We start from the raw sequence: 17,080 nt of genomic DNA, 5'->3' as shown, positions 1-17,080 counted from the left end.
GCCGGCACATTCCCCCGGAGATTCCCATGGCATACAACAAACGCTCGCAGCACATCACGCAAGGCGTGGCGCGCTCCCCCAATCGCTCGATGTACTACGCGCTGGGCTACAAGAAGGAAGACTTCGACAAGCCGATGGTAGGCATCGCCAACGGCCACTCGACCATCACGCCGTGCAACTCCGGCCTGCAACGCCTGGCCGACGCTGCCGTGGATGCCATCAAGGCTTCCGACGCCAACCCGCAGATCTTCGGCACCCCGACCATCTCGGACGGCATGTCGATGGGCACCGAGGGCATGAAGTACTCGCTGATCTCGCGCGAGGTCATCGCCGACTGTATCGAGACCGCGACCCAGGGCCAGTGGATGGATGGCGTGGTCGTGATCGGCGGCTGCGACAAGAACATGCCGGGCGGCATGATCGCGCTGGCGCGCACCAACGTGCCGGGCATCTACGTGTACGGCGGCACCATCAAGCCGGGCAACTGGAAGGGCAAGGACCTGACCATCGTGTCGTCGTTCGAGGCCGTGGGCGAATTCACCGCCGGCCGCATGAGCCAGGAAGACTTCGAGGGCGTCGAGAAGAACGCCTGCCCGTCATCGGGCTCGTGCGGCGGCATGTACACCGCCAACACCATGAGCTCCTCGTTCGAGGCGCTGGGCATGTCGCTGCTGTACTCGTCGACCATGGCCAACCCCGACCAGGAAAAGGTCGACAGCGCCGCCGAATCGGCACGGGTGCTGGTCGAAGCCATCAAGAAGGACATCAAGCCGCGCGACATCATCACGCGCAAGTCCATCGAGAACGCGGTCTCGCTGATCATGGCCACCGGTGGCTCCACCAATGCCGTGCTGCACTACCTGGCGATCGCCCACTCGGCCGAAGTGGAATGGACCATCGACGACTTCGAGCGCATCCGCCGCAAGGTGCCGGTGATCTGCAACCTGAAGCCCTCGGGCCAGTACGTGGCGACCGACCTGCACCGCGCCGGCGGCATCCCGCAGGTCATGAAGATCCTGCTCAAGGCCGGCCTGCTGCATGGCGACTGCCTGACGATCACCGGCCGCACCCTGGCCGAGGAACTGGAAAACGTGCCGGACACCCCGCGTGCCGACCAGAACGTGATCCTGCCGATCGAGAAGGCACTGTACAAGGAAGGCCACCTGGCGATCCTGAAGGGCAATCTGGCCGAAGAAGGCGCGGTCGCCAAGATCACCGGCCTGAAGAACCCGGTCATCACCGGGCCGGCCCGCGTGTTCGAGGACGAGCAAAGCGCCATGGACGCCATCCTGGCCGACAAGATCAACGCCGGCGACATCCTGGTGCTGCGCTACCTCGGCCCCAAGGGCGGCCCCGGCATGCCTGAAATGCTGGCACCCACCTCGGCCATCATCGGCAAGGGCCTGGGCGAATCGGTCGGCTTCGTCACCGACGGCCGCTTCTCGGGCGGTACCTGGGGCATGGTGGTCGGCCACGTGGCACCGGAAGCCTACGTGGGCGGCACCATCGCGCTGGTGCAGGAAGGCGACCCGGTCACCATCGACGCACACAAGCTGCTGCTGCAACTGAATGTAAGCGACGAAGAGCTGGCCAAGCGCCGCGCGGCATGGAAGCAACCGGCACCGCGCTATACGCGTGGCGTGCTGGCGAAGTTCTCCAAGCTGGCTTCGACGGCGAGCAAGGGTGCCGTGACGGACTGAGTCCGGCGCATTCCATGAAAAAGCCCGCGAGCGATCGCGGGCTTTTTTGCGCCTTGACCCGTCCTGACTTCCACCGGTTTGCTCCCCGCTCCCACTGCGTGGAGAGGGACAGCCGTCGTCATCGCAGGCGGTTTCGGCCCCGCGGGACTTTACATCCCGCCCGGGTCCCGCTCGATCTCCTCCAGCGTCGCATCCAGCCACTCCACCAACCGGGCCTCCAGCGCCTGCGTCAGTTCCGACGCCAGTTGCGCAGTCAGCGGCGCCAGCCGCGATCGCAGCGTGTCCTCGGTATGGGCCTCCACCACCTGCGGCCACTCGGTGCGAAACCGCATCATCACCCGCGTCAGCAATTCGCTGCGCACCGCGCGCAGCTCTTCCGCGCTGGGCGGCGCGCTCGCGTGGGGCGTGGCGTGGGATACGGAATAGGCGCCATCGTGGGTGGACGGGCTCGGCTGGGACAGCACGGGCACATCGGGCACGGGGGTGGAACCGGGCTCGGCCGGCAAGACGACATGCGTCACGGCACCGGGCCATGGCGTGTCGTGAAGCGGGGACTGACTTGTATCACCGGCCTGCGGTACAGCGGCAGATGCGCCCGGCGCATCTGCCGCACGCGGCCTGGAGGCGTCGGCCGGCAGCTCGATGACTTCCGTGAGCAACGGAATGCTGTCATTGGGCCCGATGCGCGGGATCACGCGCGAGGTGGTGCGTTCGGTCATGCCGCGTCCCCCTTGCCCTGGCTGGCCTGGGCGATATCGTGGTGCGCCAGCGCATAGCCACGCTCGCGGTAGAGGCGGAAGCGCTCGCGCCCGGCGGCGCGGTCTTCGTCGTCGCTGCCGACCACCTCGATCATGCGCTCGAAGCTGGCGAATTGCGCTGGCGGCTCAGCACTGAGGTTGATCAGCAACTGGTGATGCGGGGCCTGGTCCAGCCTTGCCGCCAGCACGATGGGCGTCACGCCGGCATGCGGGCTGTCGACGCCGCAATGCGGCAGGAAATCCAGCGCGGAAAACGTCCACAGGCGCGCATCGAGCTGCGCCAGCTGCTCCGGCGCGCCATGCACCACCAGCTTCTGGCCGGCGCCGTAGGCCTTGCGGATCAGCCGGCAAGCGTAGCCGAGCTTGTCAGGCACGTTGCTGTGGAAATCGATACGCGTCATGGGTAAAACCAATCCTGTGAAGAAAATGCAGGACGGGCCGGCGCCGGGAGCGCCGGAGCCGTCCTGCCATCAGGCGGCGCGGTCCATCAGGAACTGCGCCAGCAGCGGCACCGGACGGCCGGTGGCGCCCTTCGCGGCACCGCTCTTCCAGGCGGTGCCGGCGATGTCCAGGTGGGCCCAGTCGTACTTCTCCGCATAGCGCGCCAGGAAGCAGGCCGCGGTCACGCTGCCGGCCGGACGGCCACCGATATTGGCCATGTCGGCGAAGTTGGACTTGAGCTGGTCCTGGTACTCATCGTCCAGCGGCATGCGCCAGGCGGTGTCCATGGCCTTGCGGCCGGCTTGCAGCAGTTGATCGGCCAGGCCGTCGTTGCGGGCGTAAAGGCCGCTGTTGACGTGGCCCAGCGCGATGATGCAGGCGCCGGTCAGGGTTGCCACATCCACTACCGCGGCCGGCTTGAAGCGCTCCACGTAGGTGAGCGCGTCGCACAGGACCAGGCGGCCTTCGGCGTCGGTATTGAGGATCTCGACGGTCTGGCCGGACATGCTGGTGACCACGTCGCCGGGCTTGGTGGCGTTGCCGGCGGGCATGTTCTCGCAGGTGGGGACCACCGCGATCACATTCAGCTTGAGGCCCATTTCGGCCACCGCCTGCAGCGTGCCCAGCACCGAAGCGGCGCCGCACATATCGTATTTCATCTCGTCCATGCCCTCGCCGGGCTTGAGCGAGATACCGCCGGTATCGAAGGTGATGCCCTTGCCCACGAGCACCACCGGCGCCTGCTTGGCCGAGGCGCCGTCATAGCGCAGCACGATGAACTGGGGCGGCTCGACCGCCCCCTTGGCGACCGCCAGGAAGGCGCCCATCTTGAGCGCTTCGAGCTGCTTGCGCCCGAGCACTTCCACCTTGAGCTTGTGGCGCTTGGCGATGCCGCGCGCGGTACTGGCCAGATAGGTGGGCGTGCAGATATTGGACGGCAGGTTGCCGAGATCCTTGGTGAGCTCCATGCCGTTGGCAATGGCCGCGCCACGGACTACGGCCTGGGCCGCCGCCTTGGCGTCGGCCGCGTCGACCGTCAGCACCACCTTGCGCAGGCCGCCGGGCTTGTCGTTGCTGTTGCCGTTGCCCTTGGCATTGGCGCGCTTGAGGCCGGGATGGCGCTCCAGCAGGCGGTAGCCGGCTTCGCGGATCAGCGTGACGGTGGTGATCAGGCGCCAGGCCAGGTCGCGGGCGTTGCCGGCCTGCTGGGGCGCCTGCTGCTGCGCCAGGCACCACAGCACATTGGCGGCACGCGTGCCGGACAAGGCACGCAGGGCCGTGCGCACGGCTTCGGCGAAGGCCTTGTCGCCAAACTCGGACTCCTTGCCGAATCCCACCAGCAGCACGCGGGCAGCACCCACGCCCGCCACTTCGTGCAGCATCAGCTGCGTGCCGCGCTTGCCTTCGAAATCGCCCAGCTTGACGAGCCGGGACACCAAGCCCTTGGTCGCCACGTCCAATGCCTTGGCCACGCCGGCCAGGCTCTGCCCTTCGAACAGGCCCACCACCAGGCAATCGGTCTTGGTTGCCAGGAAACCATTTTGGCCCGCTTTGCTCCAATCCAAGGCTTTTGTGCTAAATTCCATCGCGCTTCCTTCCAGGGGCTCGTCAACCACAAAAGCTCCTATTATCCGCGATTTGCTGCCGCCGGTCCGCTATGCTGACTAGCAAGCCCCCCGGCGCACTTTATCGCCCGCGCCGGCCGGCAGCCCGGAACCGACTCCGCATGATCTTTCAACAAACCTTGCGTCGCGAGCTTGCCTACACCGCCGGCGCGGTGTTCCTGGTCATGCTGACCTTCATGCTGACCTCGCTCGTCATCCGTATCCTCGGCCTGGCCGCCAACGGCCAGGCCAGCCCCAACGACGTGCTGATGCTGATTGGCCTGGCCACCATCGGCTATTTGTCGATCCTGCTGTCCGCCACGCTGTTTATTTCCACCCTGATCGTGCTCACGCGCTGGTACAAGGACTCGGAGATGGTGGTGTGGTTCTCGGCCGGCATCTCGCTGCGCGACCTGGTCAAGCCGGTGCTGCAGTTTGCCGCGCCCTTCATCATCATGTCGCTGCTGCTGGGCATGTTCGCCTGGCCGTGGGCCAACCAGCAGACCGCGTTGTTCCGCGATCGCTTCGAGCAGCGCGGCGTGCTGTCGATGATCGCCGCCGGCCGCTTTATCGAACCGGCCAAGGGCAACTACGTCCTCTTTATCGAAGGCATCGACGCCGACATGAAGTACGCGCGCAATGTCTTTGTCGCCAACGCGGAAGCCGGCAAGATCGGTGTGGCGCTGGCCCACCAGGGCCAGTTCCAGACCCTGCCGAACGGCGACCGCATGGTGGTGATGGAAAACGGCCGCCGCTATGCCGGCACGCCCGGCAAGCTCGACTACCGCATCATCGAGTTCGACCAGTACGCGGTCAAGGTGGACAGCAGGCCCCCCGAGTCGGAAGCCGACCTCCCGACCAAGAGCCGCGACACCATCGACCTGCTGCGCAACCGCACCAACGAAAACCTGGGTGAGTTGCTGTGGCGCCTGTCGCTGCCGCTGCTGGCCTTCAACTTCGTGCTGATCGCCATCCCGCTAGCCTATGTCAACCCGCGCCTGGGCCGTTACACGCCGCTGGTCTTCGCGGTGCTGATCTACCTGACCTACAGTAACGTGATCAACCTTTCGCAGGCCTGGGTGCGCTCCGGCTCGATTCCGTTCGCCCTGGCCTGGTGGCCGTTCCACCTGATTGCCCTGCTGGGGGCGGCGCTGCTGTTCCGCTACCGCCAGAACCGCAGCCTGGGAGGCTGGCGCGCCGTCTTCGGCCTGCCCAGCAAGGGCGGCAACCCGGGGAGCCAGGCATGACGGTATTGCGGGTCTACGAGCGCTATTTCGGGCGGCTGATCTACGGCGTCTTCGCCTTTATCCTGTTTGCGGTGCTGGCACTGTTCGTGTTCTTCGACATGCTCAGCGAGCTGGAGAGCGTGGCCGGGCGCTACACCTCGCTGGTGGCGTTCTTCCACGTCATCCTGCAGGCGCCCACCCGCATCTATGAGATGCTGCCGATCGCCGTGCTGATCAGCGCCATCTATGTGTTCTCCCAGCTGGCCAGCCAGTCCGAGTACACGATCTTCCGGGTGGCCGGCCTGAATACGCGGCAGGCACTGTTCTCGCTGTTCAAACTGGCGGTGCCGCTAGCCCTTGTCACGTTTATCTTCGGCGAGTTCATCGGCCCCGGGGCCGAACAATACGCGCAGAAGGTCAAGCTTGAAGCACTGGGCGCCACCGTATCGGCCGGCTTCCGCTCCGGCGTGTGGGTCAAGGATCGCGACCGCGACGCCGCCAAGGGCCACGAGGTCACGCGCTTCGTCAATGTGGCCGGCCTGCGCCCCGACCAGAGCATCACCGGCGTCACCATCTACGAGTTCGATGACCAGTACCGGCTCAGCGTGATCCGCGTGGCCAACGAAGGCCGCTTCCAGGGCAACCAGTCCTGGCAGCTCACCGGCGTCACTGAAACCCGTTTCCTGGAATTGCCCAGGGGCGAGCCGGGCAAGGCCGACGCCCTGGCGCCGGCATTCCGTGGCGAGCAGCAAAGCGTGTCGAACATGACCATGCGCTCCGAACTGACGCCGCAGATCCTGTCCGTGCTGCTGGTGGAGCCGGAGCGGATGTCCACGCTGGACCTGTTCCGCTATATCCGCCACCTGCGCGACAACAAGCAGGACACCCAGCGCTACGAGATCGCCTTCTGGAAGAAAGTGATCTACCCGCTAACCCTGTTCGTCATGGTGGCGCTGGCCCTGCCCTTTGCCTACCTGCACGCGCGGGCCGGCGCGGTGGGCGTCAAGGTGTTCGGCGGCATCATGCTGGGGCTGTCGTTCCACCTGTCCAACACGCTGTTCTCGCATGTGGGCTTGCTGCATACCTGGCCGCCGATTGTCTCGGCGCTGATTCCCGGCACGCTGTACCTGCTGGTGGCGCTTGGCGCGTTGCGCTGGGTGGACCGGCATTGAGGATGCGGACATGAGCACGCCCGCCAACACCAAACCCCGCCAGGCGCTTGTGCTGTTCGGCCATGGTGCGCGCGATGCGCGCTGGCGGGAGCCGTTTGACCGCCTGCATGCCAGGCTGACGGCTGTGCTGCCGGATTGCGCGGTGCGGCTGGCCTTTCTGGAACTGATGACGCCTTCGCTGCCGGATACACTGGCAGAGCTGGCGGCTGCCGGGGTTGCCGAGATCAATGTGGTGCCTGTGTTCTTCGGCCAGGGCGGCCACTTGCGGCGGGATCTGCCCGCTTTGCTGGACGACTGCCGGGGCAAGCATCCGGGAGTGGCAATCCGTTGCGCCACGGCTGTGGGCGAGGATGACAGCGTGCTGGATGCGATCGCGGCCTATTGCGCGGGAACGCTCGCCAACGGCAAAAACTGACGCGAGAGCGAGTCCCCTCTCCCGCTCCCGCTTGCGGGAGGGGAAAAAAGAAAAAGCCGGACAACACTATGTTGTCCGGCTTTTTCTTTGGACCACCCGAGCCTCAGGCCGCGCGCGTTTCGTCGTACGAAGCACCGCCATCGGCATCCTGCGGCACCGTCTCGCTAGCCCGCGACGCCAGCGCCTCCCCTATCATCAGCAAGCTGGGATGGGTCGGATCGATCCACGCCGCCGCCTCGCCCGCAGCCATCTGCCGCAGCGTGAACTGCCGGCTGCGCTGATGCGCCGAGGTCGCGGCCTCGACCACCCAGGCAGGCGTGCAAGCCGGCTTGCCATGGGCAATCAACTGCGTCGCAATGGACGCCGCCTGGTCGCGGCCCATGTAGTACACCAGCGTATCGGCCTTCACATCGGCCTGCACGTCGATCGTGTCCGCTGCCTTGGACTGGGTGGCAAAGGCCACGCTGCGCGATACGCCGCGCTTGGTGAGCGGCTTGCGGATGGCGCACGCCGCCGCCAGCGCGGCAGTGATTCCCGGCACGATCTCGTACCCGATGCCGGCTTCTTCCAGCGCCTGCAGCTCCTCGTCGGCGCGGCCGAACAGCATGGGGTCGCCGCCCTTGAGCCGTACCACGCGATCATGCTTGCGTGCCTGGTCGACGATCTGGCGGTTGATGAACAACTGCGCGGTGGAGCGCTGGCCGCAGCGCTTGCCGACCTCGATCAGCTGCGCCTGCGGACACCATGCGAGCATCTCCGGCGACACCAGTGCATCGTGCAGCACCACCTGGGCTTCGCCCAACAGCCGTGCACCGCGCACCGTAATGAGGTCCGCGGCACCGGGACCTGCCCCGATCAGGTAGACCTTGCCCATGCCATGCTCCTTCGCGTTCGCTTGATCAGTTCGTTCGCCTTAGGCGAACGCACGAATCATACCTGCTGCCACAGTGTGGTTGGTCGCCTCGTCGATCAGCACGAAAGCGCCGGTCGCGGGGTTGTCGCTGTAGGCATCGCAGACGATGGGCTTTTGCAGCGAGATCTGCACCGAGCCGATATCGTTCAGGCCGATTTCGTGGCGGCCGGTCTCGTGCAACAGCGTATGCACATCCAGCACGCGGTCCACCGACGAGACGCGGGCGAACACGCTGGCCGTGGTGTGCTTGAGCACGTACTTGCGCGACGGGTTGAGCGATTCGTTATCGAACCAGCACAGGTCGGCGGTCAGCTTCTTGGCCGAAACGCTGTCCGCGCCGGCGGCGACGAACATATCACCGCGCGACACATCCACGTCTTCGGACAGGCGCACCGTGACGGTATCGCCAACGCTGGCGGAATCGGCCACGCCGTTGGGCGTCAGCACCTCGGCCACCACGGCATCGCGGTTGGCCGGCAGCACACGCAGCTTCTGGCCCACGCGCACGGTGCCTGCCTCGACCCGGCCGGCGTAGCCGCGGAAATCGTCGGCTTGGGCGCCGTCCTGGCGAATCACCAGTTGCACCGGGAAACGCAGCGCATCGTCGCCCTCGGAGGCGGCTTCTTCCACTGGAAGGGCTTCGAGCAGCGGCAGCAGCGGCTCGCCCTGGTACCACGGCATGGCCTGGCTGGCGTTGACGATGTTGTCGCCACGCAGCGCCGACACCGGCACGTAGCGCACGTCCTTCAGGCCAAGCTGGCTGGCCAGCTCGGTGTAGGCCGCGCGGATCTGGTTGAAGCGCTCTTCGCTGAACTCGACCAGGTCCATCTTGTTGATGGCCACGATCACGTGTTGCAGCTCCAGCAGCTTGAGGATCGCGGAATGGCGCCTGGTCTGCGCCAGCAGCTCGGCACGGCCGTCGGTCACGGTCACGCGGGTGGCATCGACCAGCACGATGGCGGCGTGCGCGGTGGACGCGCCCGTCACCATGTTGCGGGTGTACTGCTCATGTCCCGGCGTGTCCGCGATGATGAACTTGCGGCGCGCGGTGGAGAAGTAGCGGTAAGCCACGTCGATGGTGATGCCCTGCTCGCGCTCGGCTTCCAGGCCATCGGTCAGCAGCGAGAAATCGATCTGCTCGCCGGCGGTACGCTTGTTCTTGGCGTTGGTCAGCGCGGTCAGCTGATCGGACAGCACAGCCTTGCTGTCATACAGCAGGCGGCCAATCAGCGTGCTCTTGCCATCGTCGACCGAACCTGCGGTAATAAAACGCAGCAGGCCTTGGTGTGTTGCTTGGGTGCTCATATCAAATCCTTTCTTCTTCCCTCTCGCGGCGCTCGCTCCGACGCATGGTCGGGAGGCAGCGCCAGGCGCGTGAGGGCGACGTGTACATTGGTACACGAGCACGCCCGCAACAACGCGATGTGCCCGCCTGTGCGTCCGCTTAGAAGTAGCCTTCTTTCTTGCGACGTTCCATGGACGCTTCGCTGGTCTGGTCGTCCATCCGCGTGGCGCCGCGCTCGGTGATCTCGGTCACGGCCGTCTCGGCGATGATCTCGATCGGCGAGGCCGCAGTGCTGGCCACCGGGCAGGTGCAGCTGATGTCGCCAACGGTACGGAAACGCACGGAGAGCACTTCGCTCACGTCGCCGTCCTGCTTGGGCGTGATCGGCGTCACCGGCACCAGCAGGCCGTTCCTCTTCACCACTTCGCGCTCGTGCGCGTAGTAGATCGGGGGCAGTTCGAGTTCTTCACGGGCGATGTACTGCCACACGTCCAGCTCGGTCCAGTTGGAGATCGGGAACACGCGCATCTGTTCGCCGGCCGCCATGCGGGCGTTGTACAGGCTCCACAGCTCCGGGCGCTGGGCCTTCGGATCCCATTGGCCGAACTCGTCGCGGAAGGAGAAGATGCGTTCCTTGGCACGCGCCTTTTCTTCGTCGCGGCGCGCGCCGCCCATCAGCGCGTCGTACTTGTGCGCCTCGATGGTTTCCAGCAGGGTCACGGCCTGCGCGGCATTGCGCGAGTCGGTTTCCTTGCGCAGGCGCACGGTGCCGCGCTTGATGGATTCTTCCACATGGCCCACCACCAGGCGCGCGCCGAGTTCGGCCACGCGCTGGTCGCGGAAGGCGATCACTTCCGGATAGTTGTGGCCGGTGTCGATATGCACCAGCGGGAACGGCAGTTCGGTCTTGCGGTCACCCAGGCGGAAGGCCTTGAGCGCCAGGTGCAGCATGACAATGGAGTCCTTGCCGCCCGAGAACAGCAGGGCCGGGTTGCGGCACTCCGCCACCACCTCGCGGATGATGTAGATGGATTCCGCCTCGAGCTTGTCGAGGTGATCGTTTTGCACTTGCAGCAGGTGCGCCACTTCCGGCGCGCCCGTCAATTCGTTCATGATGCCCATTTCGTCTGGCCTCAATGCTTGATGTTCTGTTCGTGTAGCCCGCACTCTTTCGAGTCCTTGCTTTCCCACCACCACCGTCCGGCGCGCACATCCTCGCCGGCGCGCACCGCGCGCGTACAAGGCTCGCAGCCGATGCTGGGGTAGCCCTTGGCATGCAGCGCGTTGACCGGCACGTCATGGCGCCTCAGGTAAGCCCACACCTCGGCCTCGCTCCAGTCGGCGAGCGGGTTGAACTTCGGAATGCCGCGCGCTTCATCCATTTCCTCGAACGGCAGCTCCGAGCGCGTCACCGCCTGTTCCCGACGCTGGCCGGTCAGCCAGGCATCGGCGTGCGACAGCGCGCGGTTCAGCGGCTCCACCTTGCGGATGCCGCAGCAGCTCTTGCGCAGGTCCACGCTGTCGTAGAACGCGTTCAGCCCGTGCTTCTTCAGGTAGTTCGCGACCGCTTCGGGGTCCGGCGTGAAGCGCTCGATGTCGTAGCCGTAGTGCGCCTTGACCTCGTCCAGCACCGCCAGCGTCTCGGCGTGCAGGCGCCCCGTCTGCAGCGTGAACACGCGGATGCCGGCGCGCACCTGCTCGGAGCTGCGCAGGATCGCATCGGTCACCACCATGTCTTCGGCCGCCAGGCTCGAAGCAAAACGCGCACGGAAAAAGCGGCCGGCGATGCCCGCCAGGCGATGGCCCAGCTCAAGCTCCTTGGCCTCGAGATCCGCCACGCTGCCGGTGTATTCCGGTGCGGTCCACAGCGCCGGGGGACGCAGCGAAGAGACCGATTCCTCGACGATAGCAATCTCGCTCATGCCGTTTCCTTGCCCTGCGCTTCGGCGCGGTTGCGGCGGAACAGCGGCAGCGGCTCATCCACCGACGCCTGGTAGGCCACGGTGAACTCGGTGAAGCCCTTGATGGCGTCCTCGATGTTCTTGTCCGGGCGCACGGCGAAGGTGTCGAAGCCGCAGCGCTTCATGAAGTTCAGCTGATCGCGCAGCACGTCGCCGATGGCGCGCAGCTCGCCAGTCCAGTTGTAGCGGGTACGCAGCAGGTAGGCGGTGGAGAAGCCACGGCCATCGCGGAACACGGGGAAATCCACCGCGACCACGGACACGCTGGCGAACGCGGCCTGGGCATCGGCCGGTTCGTCTTCCGGCGCCAGCCAGATGCCGGTGATGCCGGCCGCACGGCCGGCCAGTGCGCCGTCCTTGTGCGCCAGCCAGGCGCGCAGCGGGAACAGCACCGCATCCTTGCCTTGCGCGGCGGCGACGATCTGCTCGTCGGTCAGGGCCTGGCCCTCGGCACCGCGCAGCACCGTCCATGCGTCGTCAACGATCACCGGGACCGGGGTGGCGCCTTCGCCGCGTTGCAGTTGAATAATCTTTGCCATGTCGTTATCTCCGGTGCTCAGGCTTCAGCGCGTTCGCGCTGCCCGCTGGTCCTACCCTGGGCATAGACGCGATCCTTGAACGGGGCGATGCCGATACGGCCCAGCACGTCGATAAAGCGCTCGTCGTCATGGCGGTTGGCCACAAAGGTATCGATGATGTGCGACACCACGTCCGGCATTTCTTCCGCCTTGAACGACGGGCCGATCACCTTGCCGATGGCGCTCTTGTTGCCCTGCGCCCCGCCCAGCGTGACCTGGTACCACTCCTCGCCGTCCTTGTCCACGCCCAGCACGCCGATATTGCCTACGTGGTGGTGGCCGCAAGCGTTGATGCAGCCCGAGATATTGAGCGAGATCTCGCCCAGATCGTGCACGTAGTCCAGGTCGTCGAAGCGCTCCTGGATGGCCTGCGCGATGGGGATCGACTTGGCATTGGCCAGCGAGCAAAAATCGCCGCCCGGGCAGGCGATGATGTCGGTCAGCAGGCCGATGTTGGCGGTAGCCAGGCCGCCCTTCCTGGCTTCTTGCCACAGGTCGTACAGATCGCGCTTGCGCACGTTCGGCAGCACCAGGTTCTGTTCGTGCGCCACACGCAGCTCGCCGTAGCCGTAGCGGTCCGCCAGGTCGGCCACCAGGTCGATCTGCGCATCGGTAGCGTCGCCCGGGGGCGAGACAATGCCAGGCTTGGTCGACAGCGTGACCGCGGCATAGCCCGGCACCTTGTGCGCATGCACGCTGCGGCTCACCCAGCGGGCGAAGGCCTTGTCTTCCAGCAGGTGCTTCTCATACGAGGCATCGGTATCCGACAGCTTGTCGTAGGCGGGCGGCGCGAAGTACTGCGCCACGCGGTCGAACTCAGCCTGCGTGACGGTGGCGGGACCATCCTTGCTGTGCTGCCATTCTTCCTCGACTTCCTGCGCGAACTTCTCCGCGCCGATGGCCTTCACCAGGATCTTGATGCGGGCCTTGTACTTGTTGTCGCGACGGCCATAGCGGTTGTACACGCGAATGGCCGATTCCACGTACGACAGGAGGTGCTGCCACGGCAGGTCTTCCTTGATCACCGAACCCAGGATCGGGGTGCGGCCCAGGCCGCCGCCGGCCAGGATGCGCAGGCGCGTTTCGCCCTCGGCGTTGCGGTACGCGTAGACGCCGATATCGTGCATCTGCACCACGGCACGGTCGTCGGCCGAAGCGGAGATGGCGATCTTGAACTTGCGCGGCAGAAAAGCGAATTCCGGCTGGAAGGTGCTCCACTGGCGCAGCAGTTCTGCCAGCACGCGCGGGTCCACGGATTCATCGGGCGCGACGCCGGCGAAGTGATCGGTGGTGATATTGCGCACGCAGTTGCCGGATGTCTGGATGGCGTGCATCTGGACGCTGGCGAGATCGGCCAGCGCGTCGGGCACGCGCTCCAGATCCATCCAGTTGTACTGGATGTTCTGGCGGGTGGAAAAGTGGCCATAGCCGCGGTCGTACTCGCGCGCGATATGGGCCAGCATGCGCATCTGCCTGGACGACAGCAGGCCGTACGGAATCGCCACGCGCAGCATGTAGGCATGGCGCTGCAGGTACAGGCCGTTCTGCAGGCGCAGCGGCAGGAATTCTTCCTCGGTCAGCTCGTTGGAGAGGCGGCGGCGCACCTGGTCACGGAACTGGGCCACGCGTTCGTTGACGATGCGTTGGTCGTATTGGTCGTACTGATACATGGTGTGGGTCCGTTCAGTATGCGTTGAATTCAGGAGACGAGCTTGATGGCAACCAGCGTCAGCGTGGTCGCCAACGCGGCGCGCACCAGCCGCTCGGGCAGCGCCCGCGACAGTTGCGCGCCCAGCCAGATGCCGGGGATCGAACCCACCAGCAAGGCCAGCAAAAGGGTCCAGTTCACCGTACCGAGCCACACGTGGCCCAGGCCGGCAAGCGCCGTCAGCGGGACGGCGTAGGCGATATCAGTGCCCGCCACTTCGGCAGGCTTCATGCGGGGATACAGCAGGAGAATCAGGGTGGCGCCCACGGCGCCGGCGCCGATCGAGGACACCGTCACCAGCACGCCAAGCACGGCGCCAACCACCACGGTGGTGATGGCCTGTGCGCGGCCTTCGAGCTGGAAGCGCGGATTGCGCGCCAGCCACGCCAGCATCTGCTTGCGGAACAGCAGCGACAATACCGTCAGGATCACCGACACGCCGATGGTCAGGCGGATCGCGTGCAGCCACTGCGCGTCAAGCTCGCCGGCGCTCTTGAGCACCAGGATGGCCGCCACCGCGGCCGGCAGGCTGCCGATGGACAGGCGGCGCACCACCTGCCACCGCACATGGCCGTGGGCGCGGTGCGCCAGCGTGCCAAAACCTTTGGTGATCGCGGCGAACGCCAGGTCGGTGCCAACCGCGGTGGCCGGTGAAAAGCCGAACAGCAGGGTCAACAGCGGCGTCATGAGCGAACCCCCGCCCACCCCGGTCAGGCCGACGAGGACGCCTACTAGCAGACCGGAAACGGTATAGGCAAGGGACATTGGGGTTCACCTGGCCGGTAGCCCCTATTGCCGCCTAAAAATGAGGCAGGCAGGCTGAGGTTCCGACGGTTCATTAACAAAGTTCGAGAATCGTAATAAACTGGCCTCATATCTCAAACTAATAAGAAGTTGTTTGTTTATACGAACATAGTTATATGAACCTGCATCAGTTCCGCTTTGTGCGCGAAGCCGTACGTCAGAACTACAATCTGACCGAAGCCGCTAAAGCGCTTTATACATCACAACCAGGCGTCTCCAAGGCCATCATCGAGCTGGAGGAAGAGCTTGGCGTGGATATATTTACCCGCCACGGCAAGCGCATCCGCAGCCTGACGGAGCCCGGCCGCCGCATCCTGGAGTCGGTGGAAAAGATCCTGCAAGAGGTGGAAAGCCTGAAACGCGTGGGCAAGGACTACGCCGCCCAGGACCAGGGCAACTTCACCATCGCCACCACCCACACGCAGGCGCGCTACGCCCTGCCCCGGGTGATCGCGGAATTTACCAAGCGCTACCCCAAGGTGCGCCTGTCCATACAACAGGGCAATCCCGCCCAGATCGCCGACATGGTGCTGCACGACCACGCCGACATCGGGATCGCCACGGAGGGCATCACGGCCGACAAAAACCTGATCTCACTGCCCGGCTACCAATGGCAGCATGTGATCATCATGCCCCCCGACCATCCCCTGCTGGAAAAGAAGCACCTGGCGCTGGAAGACCTGATGGGTTACCCACTCATCACATATGATCCCAACTTCGCCGGCCGCCCCAAGATCGACAAAGCCTTCGATCTGCGCCACCTCAAGCCCGACATCATCCTGGAAGCCATCGACGCCGACGTCATCAAGACCTATGTGGAGATCGGCCTTGGCGTCGGCATCGTCGCCGGCGTAGCCTTTGACGCCGAGCGCGACCGCAGCCTGCGCGGCATCCCCGCCGGCCACCTGTTCGGCACCAATGTGACGCACCTGGCCGTCAAGCAAGGCGCCTACCTGCGCAGCTTCGTGTATACCTTTATTGAGCTGTTCTCCCCGACGCTGAACCGCAAGCTGGTAGAACAAGCCATGTCGGGTGATCACGAAGCCTACGAACTCTGACGCACCACCCCATCCTGCGCGGCTGAATATAGAGAGACAGCAGAGACAGCCATCAGCCGCGCCAAGCCAGCCCCGCGAGGGTGCCCCGGATATGCCACCGGCGCACCGCAGGGCCGGATCGCCTTGAATGGCCAACCCCGGTTGGCCAGACTTATCAGCACAACGCAGCACAACCCACGGCCGCCCCAGGCAGCCAGAAAGACCATATGACAGAGCAAGCCACCATCCACTGGACCGAAAACGGCGAAGAGCACAGCGCGAACTGGCGCTCCGAAGCCGGCACGCCCCCGCCCAAGCGCGTCGTCATCGCTGACGACACCACCACCGGCGACACCGCCTACCGCCTCGCCTGCGAAGGCACCGCCATGCTCTGGCGCGGCGACTTCCAGAACGCCCGCCAACTGCTCCAGGCCCTGGCCCGCCGCGCCGACAAGCCCAAGAAGGCCGCCAAAGCCTCCAAGGTACCCAAGGCCGGGCCCACCCCCACGGAAGCCTTCCACCTGCACCGCCAAGCCCAGTCCCAGCGCGCCCGCACGCTCTCCATGCTGCTGCTGCCCTTCGACGCCGACCACCTCGTGCCCCTGCGCCGCTCGCCCGACGTGCGCGAAGCCTGCCTCGAAGCCTACGGCGAGGTCGACGCCCCCTACGTGGCCTCCATGCGCGAACTGCTCGGCCTGATCGGCGCCCACGAGTGGCGTAAAAAAGGCGTGGAAATCCCCGCGCTGGCTGAACGCATCCACCCCTACTACGGCGTGTTCTCCCCCGTACGCGGCGAATACATCGACCTGGTCGCCAAGGCCCAGCTACCCGCCGGCGCCCTCAACCTGGCCTTCGACATCGGCACCGGCACCGGCGTACTGGCCGCCCTGCTCGCCCAGCGCGGCGTCAAGCGCGTCATCGCCACCGACATGGACCCGCGCGCACTCGCCTGCGCCAGCGACAACATCCACCGCCTGAAAGCCGCCGCCCAGGTAGAAGTGGTAGAAGCCGACCTCTTCCCCGAAGGCCGCGCCCCGCTGGTGGTGTGCAACCCGCCGTGGGTGCCGGCCCGCCCGAACTCGCCGATCGAACGCGCGGTGTACGACCCGGACAGCCAGATGCTCAAGGGCTTTATCGCCGGGCTGGCGGATCACCTGGAACCCAAGGGCGAAGGCTGGCTGCTGCTGTCCGATCTGGCTGAACACCTGGGCCTGCGTACGCGGGAACAGTTGCTGGGCTGGATTGATGAAGCCGGGCTGAAGGTGCTGGGACGGCTGGAAGTGAAACCGAACCATCCGAAGGCTACGGATACGACCGACCCGCTGCACGCTGCACGCGCGGCTGAGGTGACTTCGCTGTGGCGGTTGGGTATCAAGTAAGCCGGCGTCGATCGCTGGCTATAGGTTGGTAGCAAAACCGGGCGGCACTCGCCGCCTTGGTTGAGTGAAATCCCAAACCCCCTGGGGCGCTTGCGCGCC

The 17,080-nt window shown here is 65.6% G+C and carries 16 protein-coding genes; 6 read left to right on the top strand and 10 right to left on the bottom strand.

Annotated features, from left to right (window positions below):
* Positions 1 to 26 precede the first annotated feature (26 nt).
* Positions 27 to 1,700 (top strand): dihydroxy-acid dehydratase, encoded by a 1,674-nt coding sequence (gene ilvD / locus AC1DQ3_RS06625; protein ID WP_477119382.1) that lies wholly within the window; start codon positions 27 to 29, stop codon positions 1,698 to 1,700.
* A gap of 149 nt (positions 1,701 to 1,849) precedes the next feature.
* Here ilvD and AC1DQ3_RS06620 read toward each other — a convergent pair whose 3' ends face one another.
* The 3 genes from AC1DQ3_RS06620 to AC1DQ3_RS06610 form a co-directional block, all read right to left on the bottom strand.
* On the bottom strand, positions 1,850 to 2,419 hold the full coding sequence (locus AC1DQ3_RS06620) for a hypothetical protein (RefSeq protein WP_477119381.1): 570 nt from the start codon (positions 2,417 to 2,419) through the stop codon (positions 1,850 to 1,852).
* Positions 2,416 to 2,859 carry a DNA polymerase III subunit chi gene (locus tag AC1DQ3_RS06615; RefSeq protein WP_477119380.1) on the bottom strand — a complete coding sequence of 148 codons (444 nt, stop codon included), beginning with the start codon at positions 2,857 to 2,859 and terminating at the stop codon, positions 2,416 to 2,418. The genes AC1DQ3_RS06620 and AC1DQ3_RS06615 overlap by 4 nt, the downstream gene beginning before the upstream one ends.
* A 69-nt stretch (positions 2,860 to 2,928) precedes the next feature.
* Entirely contained in the window at positions 2,929 to 4,485 is a 1,557-nt protein-coding gene (locus AC1DQ3_RS06610) for a leucyl aminopeptidase (RefSeq protein WP_477119379.1), read from the bottom strand.
* A 140-nt stretch (positions 4,486 to 4,625) separates the two neighbouring features.
* Here AC1DQ3_RS06610 and lptF point away from each other — a divergent pair, with 140 nt between their 5' ends.
* Genes lptF through AC1DQ3_RS06595 form a run of 3 tightly spaced genes read left to right on the top strand, consistent with a single transcriptional unit; the run spans position 4,626 to position 7,316 of the window.
* On the top strand, positions 4,626 to 5,750 hold the full coding sequence (lptF, locus tag AC1DQ3_RS06605; RefSeq protein ID WP_477119378.1) for an LPS export ABC transporter permease LptF: 1,125 nt from the start codon (positions 4,626 to 4,628) through the stop codon (positions 5,748 to 5,750).
* Positions 5,747 to 6,901, top strand: coding sequence for an LPS export ABC transporter permease LptG (gene lptG / locus AC1DQ3_RS06600; protein WP_477119377.1), 1,155 nt, complete (start codon positions 5,747 to 5,749; stop codon positions 6,899 to 6,901). Before lptF ends, lptG begins: the two co-directional genes overlap by 4 nt.
* 10 nt (positions 6,902 to 6,911) lie before the next feature.
* Positions 6,912 to 7,316 carry a sirohydrochlorin chelatase gene (locus tag AC1DQ3_RS06595; RefSeq protein WP_477119376.1) on the top strand — a complete coding sequence of 135 codons (405 nt, stop codon included), beginning with the start codon at positions 6,912 to 6,914 and terminating at the stop codon, positions 7,314 to 7,316.
* A 103-nt stretch (positions 7,317 to 7,419) separates the two neighbouring features.
* On the opposite strand, the gene cobA is transcribed toward AC1DQ3_RS06595, so the two are convergent.
* The 7 genes from cobA to AC1DQ3_RS06560 all read right to left on the bottom strand — a co-directional run bounded on the left by cobA (position 7,420) and on the right by AC1DQ3_RS06560 (position 14,526).
* Positions 7,420 to 8,190 (bottom strand): uroporphyrinogen-III C-methyltransferase, encoded by a 771-nt coding sequence (cobA, locus tag AC1DQ3_RS06590; protein ID WP_477119375.1) that lies wholly within the window; start codon positions 8,188 to 8,190, stop codon positions 7,420 to 7,422.
* 39 nt (positions 8,191 to 8,229) lie between these two features.
* A complete protein-coding gene (locus AC1DQ3_RS06585; protein ID WP_477119374.1) occupies positions 8,230 to 9,534 on the bottom strand; it encodes a sulfate adenylyltransferase subunit 1 in 1,305 nt (434 codons plus the stop codon).
* A gap of 139 nt (positions 9,535 to 9,673) precedes the next feature.
* A complete protein-coding gene (cysD, locus tag AC1DQ3_RS06580) occupies positions 9,674 to 10,636 on the bottom strand; it encodes a sulfate adenylyltransferase subunit CysD (RefSeq protein ID WP_477119373.1) in 963 nt (320 codons plus the stop codon).
* 11 nt (positions 10,637 to 10,647) lie between these two features.
* A complete protein-coding gene (locus AC1DQ3_RS06575; protein WP_477119372.1) occupies positions 10,648 to 11,436 on the bottom strand; it encodes a phosphoadenylyl-sulfate reductase in 789 nt (262 codons plus the stop codon).
* Positions 11,433 to 12,014 carry a DUF934 domain-containing protein gene (locus tag AC1DQ3_RS06570; RefSeq protein WP_477119371.1) on the bottom strand — a complete coding sequence of 194 codons (582 nt, stop codon included), beginning with the start codon at positions 12,012 to 12,014 and terminating at the stop codon, positions 11,433 to 11,435. The genes AC1DQ3_RS06575 and AC1DQ3_RS06570 overlap by 4 nt, the downstream gene beginning before the upstream one ends.
* A gap of 17 nt (positions 12,015 to 12,031) precedes the next feature.
* Positions 12,032 to 13,723, bottom strand: coding sequence for a nitrite/sulfite reductase (locus AC1DQ3_RS06565; protein WP_477119370.1), 1,692 nt, complete (start codon positions 13,721 to 13,723; stop codon positions 12,032 to 12,034).
* Between the two features lie 29 nt (positions 13,724 to 13,752).
* Entirely contained in the window at positions 13,753 to 14,526 is a 774-nt protein-coding gene (locus AC1DQ3_RS06560) for a sulfite exporter TauE/SafE family protein (protein ID WP_477119369.1), read from the bottom strand.
* A gap of 155 nt (positions 14,527 to 14,681) precedes the next feature.
* Between AC1DQ3_RS06560 and AC1DQ3_RS06555 the strand changes: the two genes are divergently transcribed.
* Together AC1DQ3_RS06555 and AC1DQ3_RS06550 are read left to right on the top strand one after the other, a co-directional pair.
* Complete coding sequence (locus tag AC1DQ3_RS06555) at positions 14,682 to 15,623, top strand: CysB family HTH-type transcriptional regulator (RefSeq protein WP_477119368.1); 942 nt, start codon at positions 14,682 to 14,684, stop codon at positions 15,621 to 15,623.
* 206 nt (positions 15,624 to 15,829) lie between these two features.
* Positions 15,830 to 16,981 (top strand): 50S ribosomal protein L11 methyltransferase, encoded by a 1,152-nt coding sequence (locus AC1DQ3_RS06550; protein WP_477119367.1) that lies wholly within the window; start codon positions 15,830 to 15,832, stop codon positions 16,979 to 16,981.
* Positions 16,982 to 17,080: the final 99 nt, after the last annotated feature.

Source organism: Cupriavidus sp. 01T418 (assembly GCF_056398885.1).
This window is presented reverse-complemented; position numbering and strand designations above follow the sequence as displayed.

What these genes read in the sequence shown, in the direction of transcription:
- ilvD (WP_477119382.1), top strand. Translation starts at nt 27, where the DNA reads ATGGCATACAACAAACGCTCGCAGCACATCACGCAAGGCGTGGCGCGC.
- AC1DQ3_RS06620 (WP_477119381.1), bottom strand. Translation starts at nt 2,419, where the DNA reads ATGACCGAACGCACCACCTCGCGCGTGATCCCGCGCATCGGGCCCAAT.
- AC1DQ3_RS06615 (WP_477119380.1), bottom strand. Translation starts at nt 2,859, where the DNA reads ATGACGCGTATCGATTTCCACAGCAACGTGCCTGACAAGCTCGGCTAC.
- AC1DQ3_RS06610 (WP_477119379.1), bottom strand. Translation starts at nt 4,485, where the DNA reads ATGGAATTTAGCACAAAAGCCTTGGATTGGAGCAAAGCGGGCCAAAAT.
- lptF (WP_477119378.1), top strand. Translation starts at nt 4,626, where the DNA reads ATGATCTTTCAACAAACCTTGCGTCGCGAGCTTGCCTACACCGCCGGC.
- lptG (WP_477119377.1), top strand. Translation starts at nt 5,747, where the DNA reads ATGACGGTATTGCGGGTCTACGAGCGCTATTTCGGGCGGCTGATCTAC.
- AC1DQ3_RS06595 (WP_477119376.1), top strand. Translation starts at nt 6,912, where the DNA reads ATGAGCACGCCCGCCAACACCAAACCCCGCCAGGCGCTTGTGCTGTTC.
- cobA (WP_477119375.1), bottom strand. Translation starts at nt 8,190, where the DNA reads ATGGGCAAGGTCTACCTGATCGGGGCAGGTCCCGGTGCCGCGGACCTC.
- AC1DQ3_RS06585 (WP_477119374.1), bottom strand. Translation starts at nt 9,534, where the DNA reads ATGAGCACCCAAGCAACACACCAAGGCCTGCTGCGTTTTATTACCGCA.
- cysD (WP_477119373.1), bottom strand. Translation starts at nt 10,636, where the DNA reads ATGGGCATCATGAACGAATTGACGGGCGCGCCGGAAGTGGCGCACCTG.
- AC1DQ3_RS06575 (WP_477119372.1), bottom strand. Translation starts at nt 11,436, where the DNA reads ATGAGCGAGATTGCTATCGTCGAGGAATCGGTCTCTTCGCTGCGTCCC.
- AC1DQ3_RS06570 (WP_477119371.1), bottom strand. Translation starts at nt 12,014, where the DNA reads ATGGCAAAGATTATTCAACTGCAACGCGGCGAAGGCGCCACCCCGGTC.
- AC1DQ3_RS06565 (WP_477119370.1), bottom strand. Translation starts at nt 13,723, where the DNA reads ATGTATCAGTACGACCAATACGACCAACGCATCGTCAACGAACGCGTG.
- AC1DQ3_RS06560 (WP_477119369.1), bottom strand. Translation starts at nt 14,526, where the DNA reads ATGTCCCTTGCCTATACCGTTTCCGGTCTGCTAGTAGGCGTCCTCGTC.
- AC1DQ3_RS06555 (WP_477119368.1), top strand. Translation starts at nt 14,682, where the DNA reads ATGAACCTGCATCAGTTCCGCTTTGTGCGCGAAGCCGTACGTCAGAAC.
- AC1DQ3_RS06550 (WP_477119367.1), top strand. Translation starts at nt 15,830, where the DNA reads ATGACAGAGCAAGCCACCATCCACTGGACCGAAAACGGCGAAGAGCAC.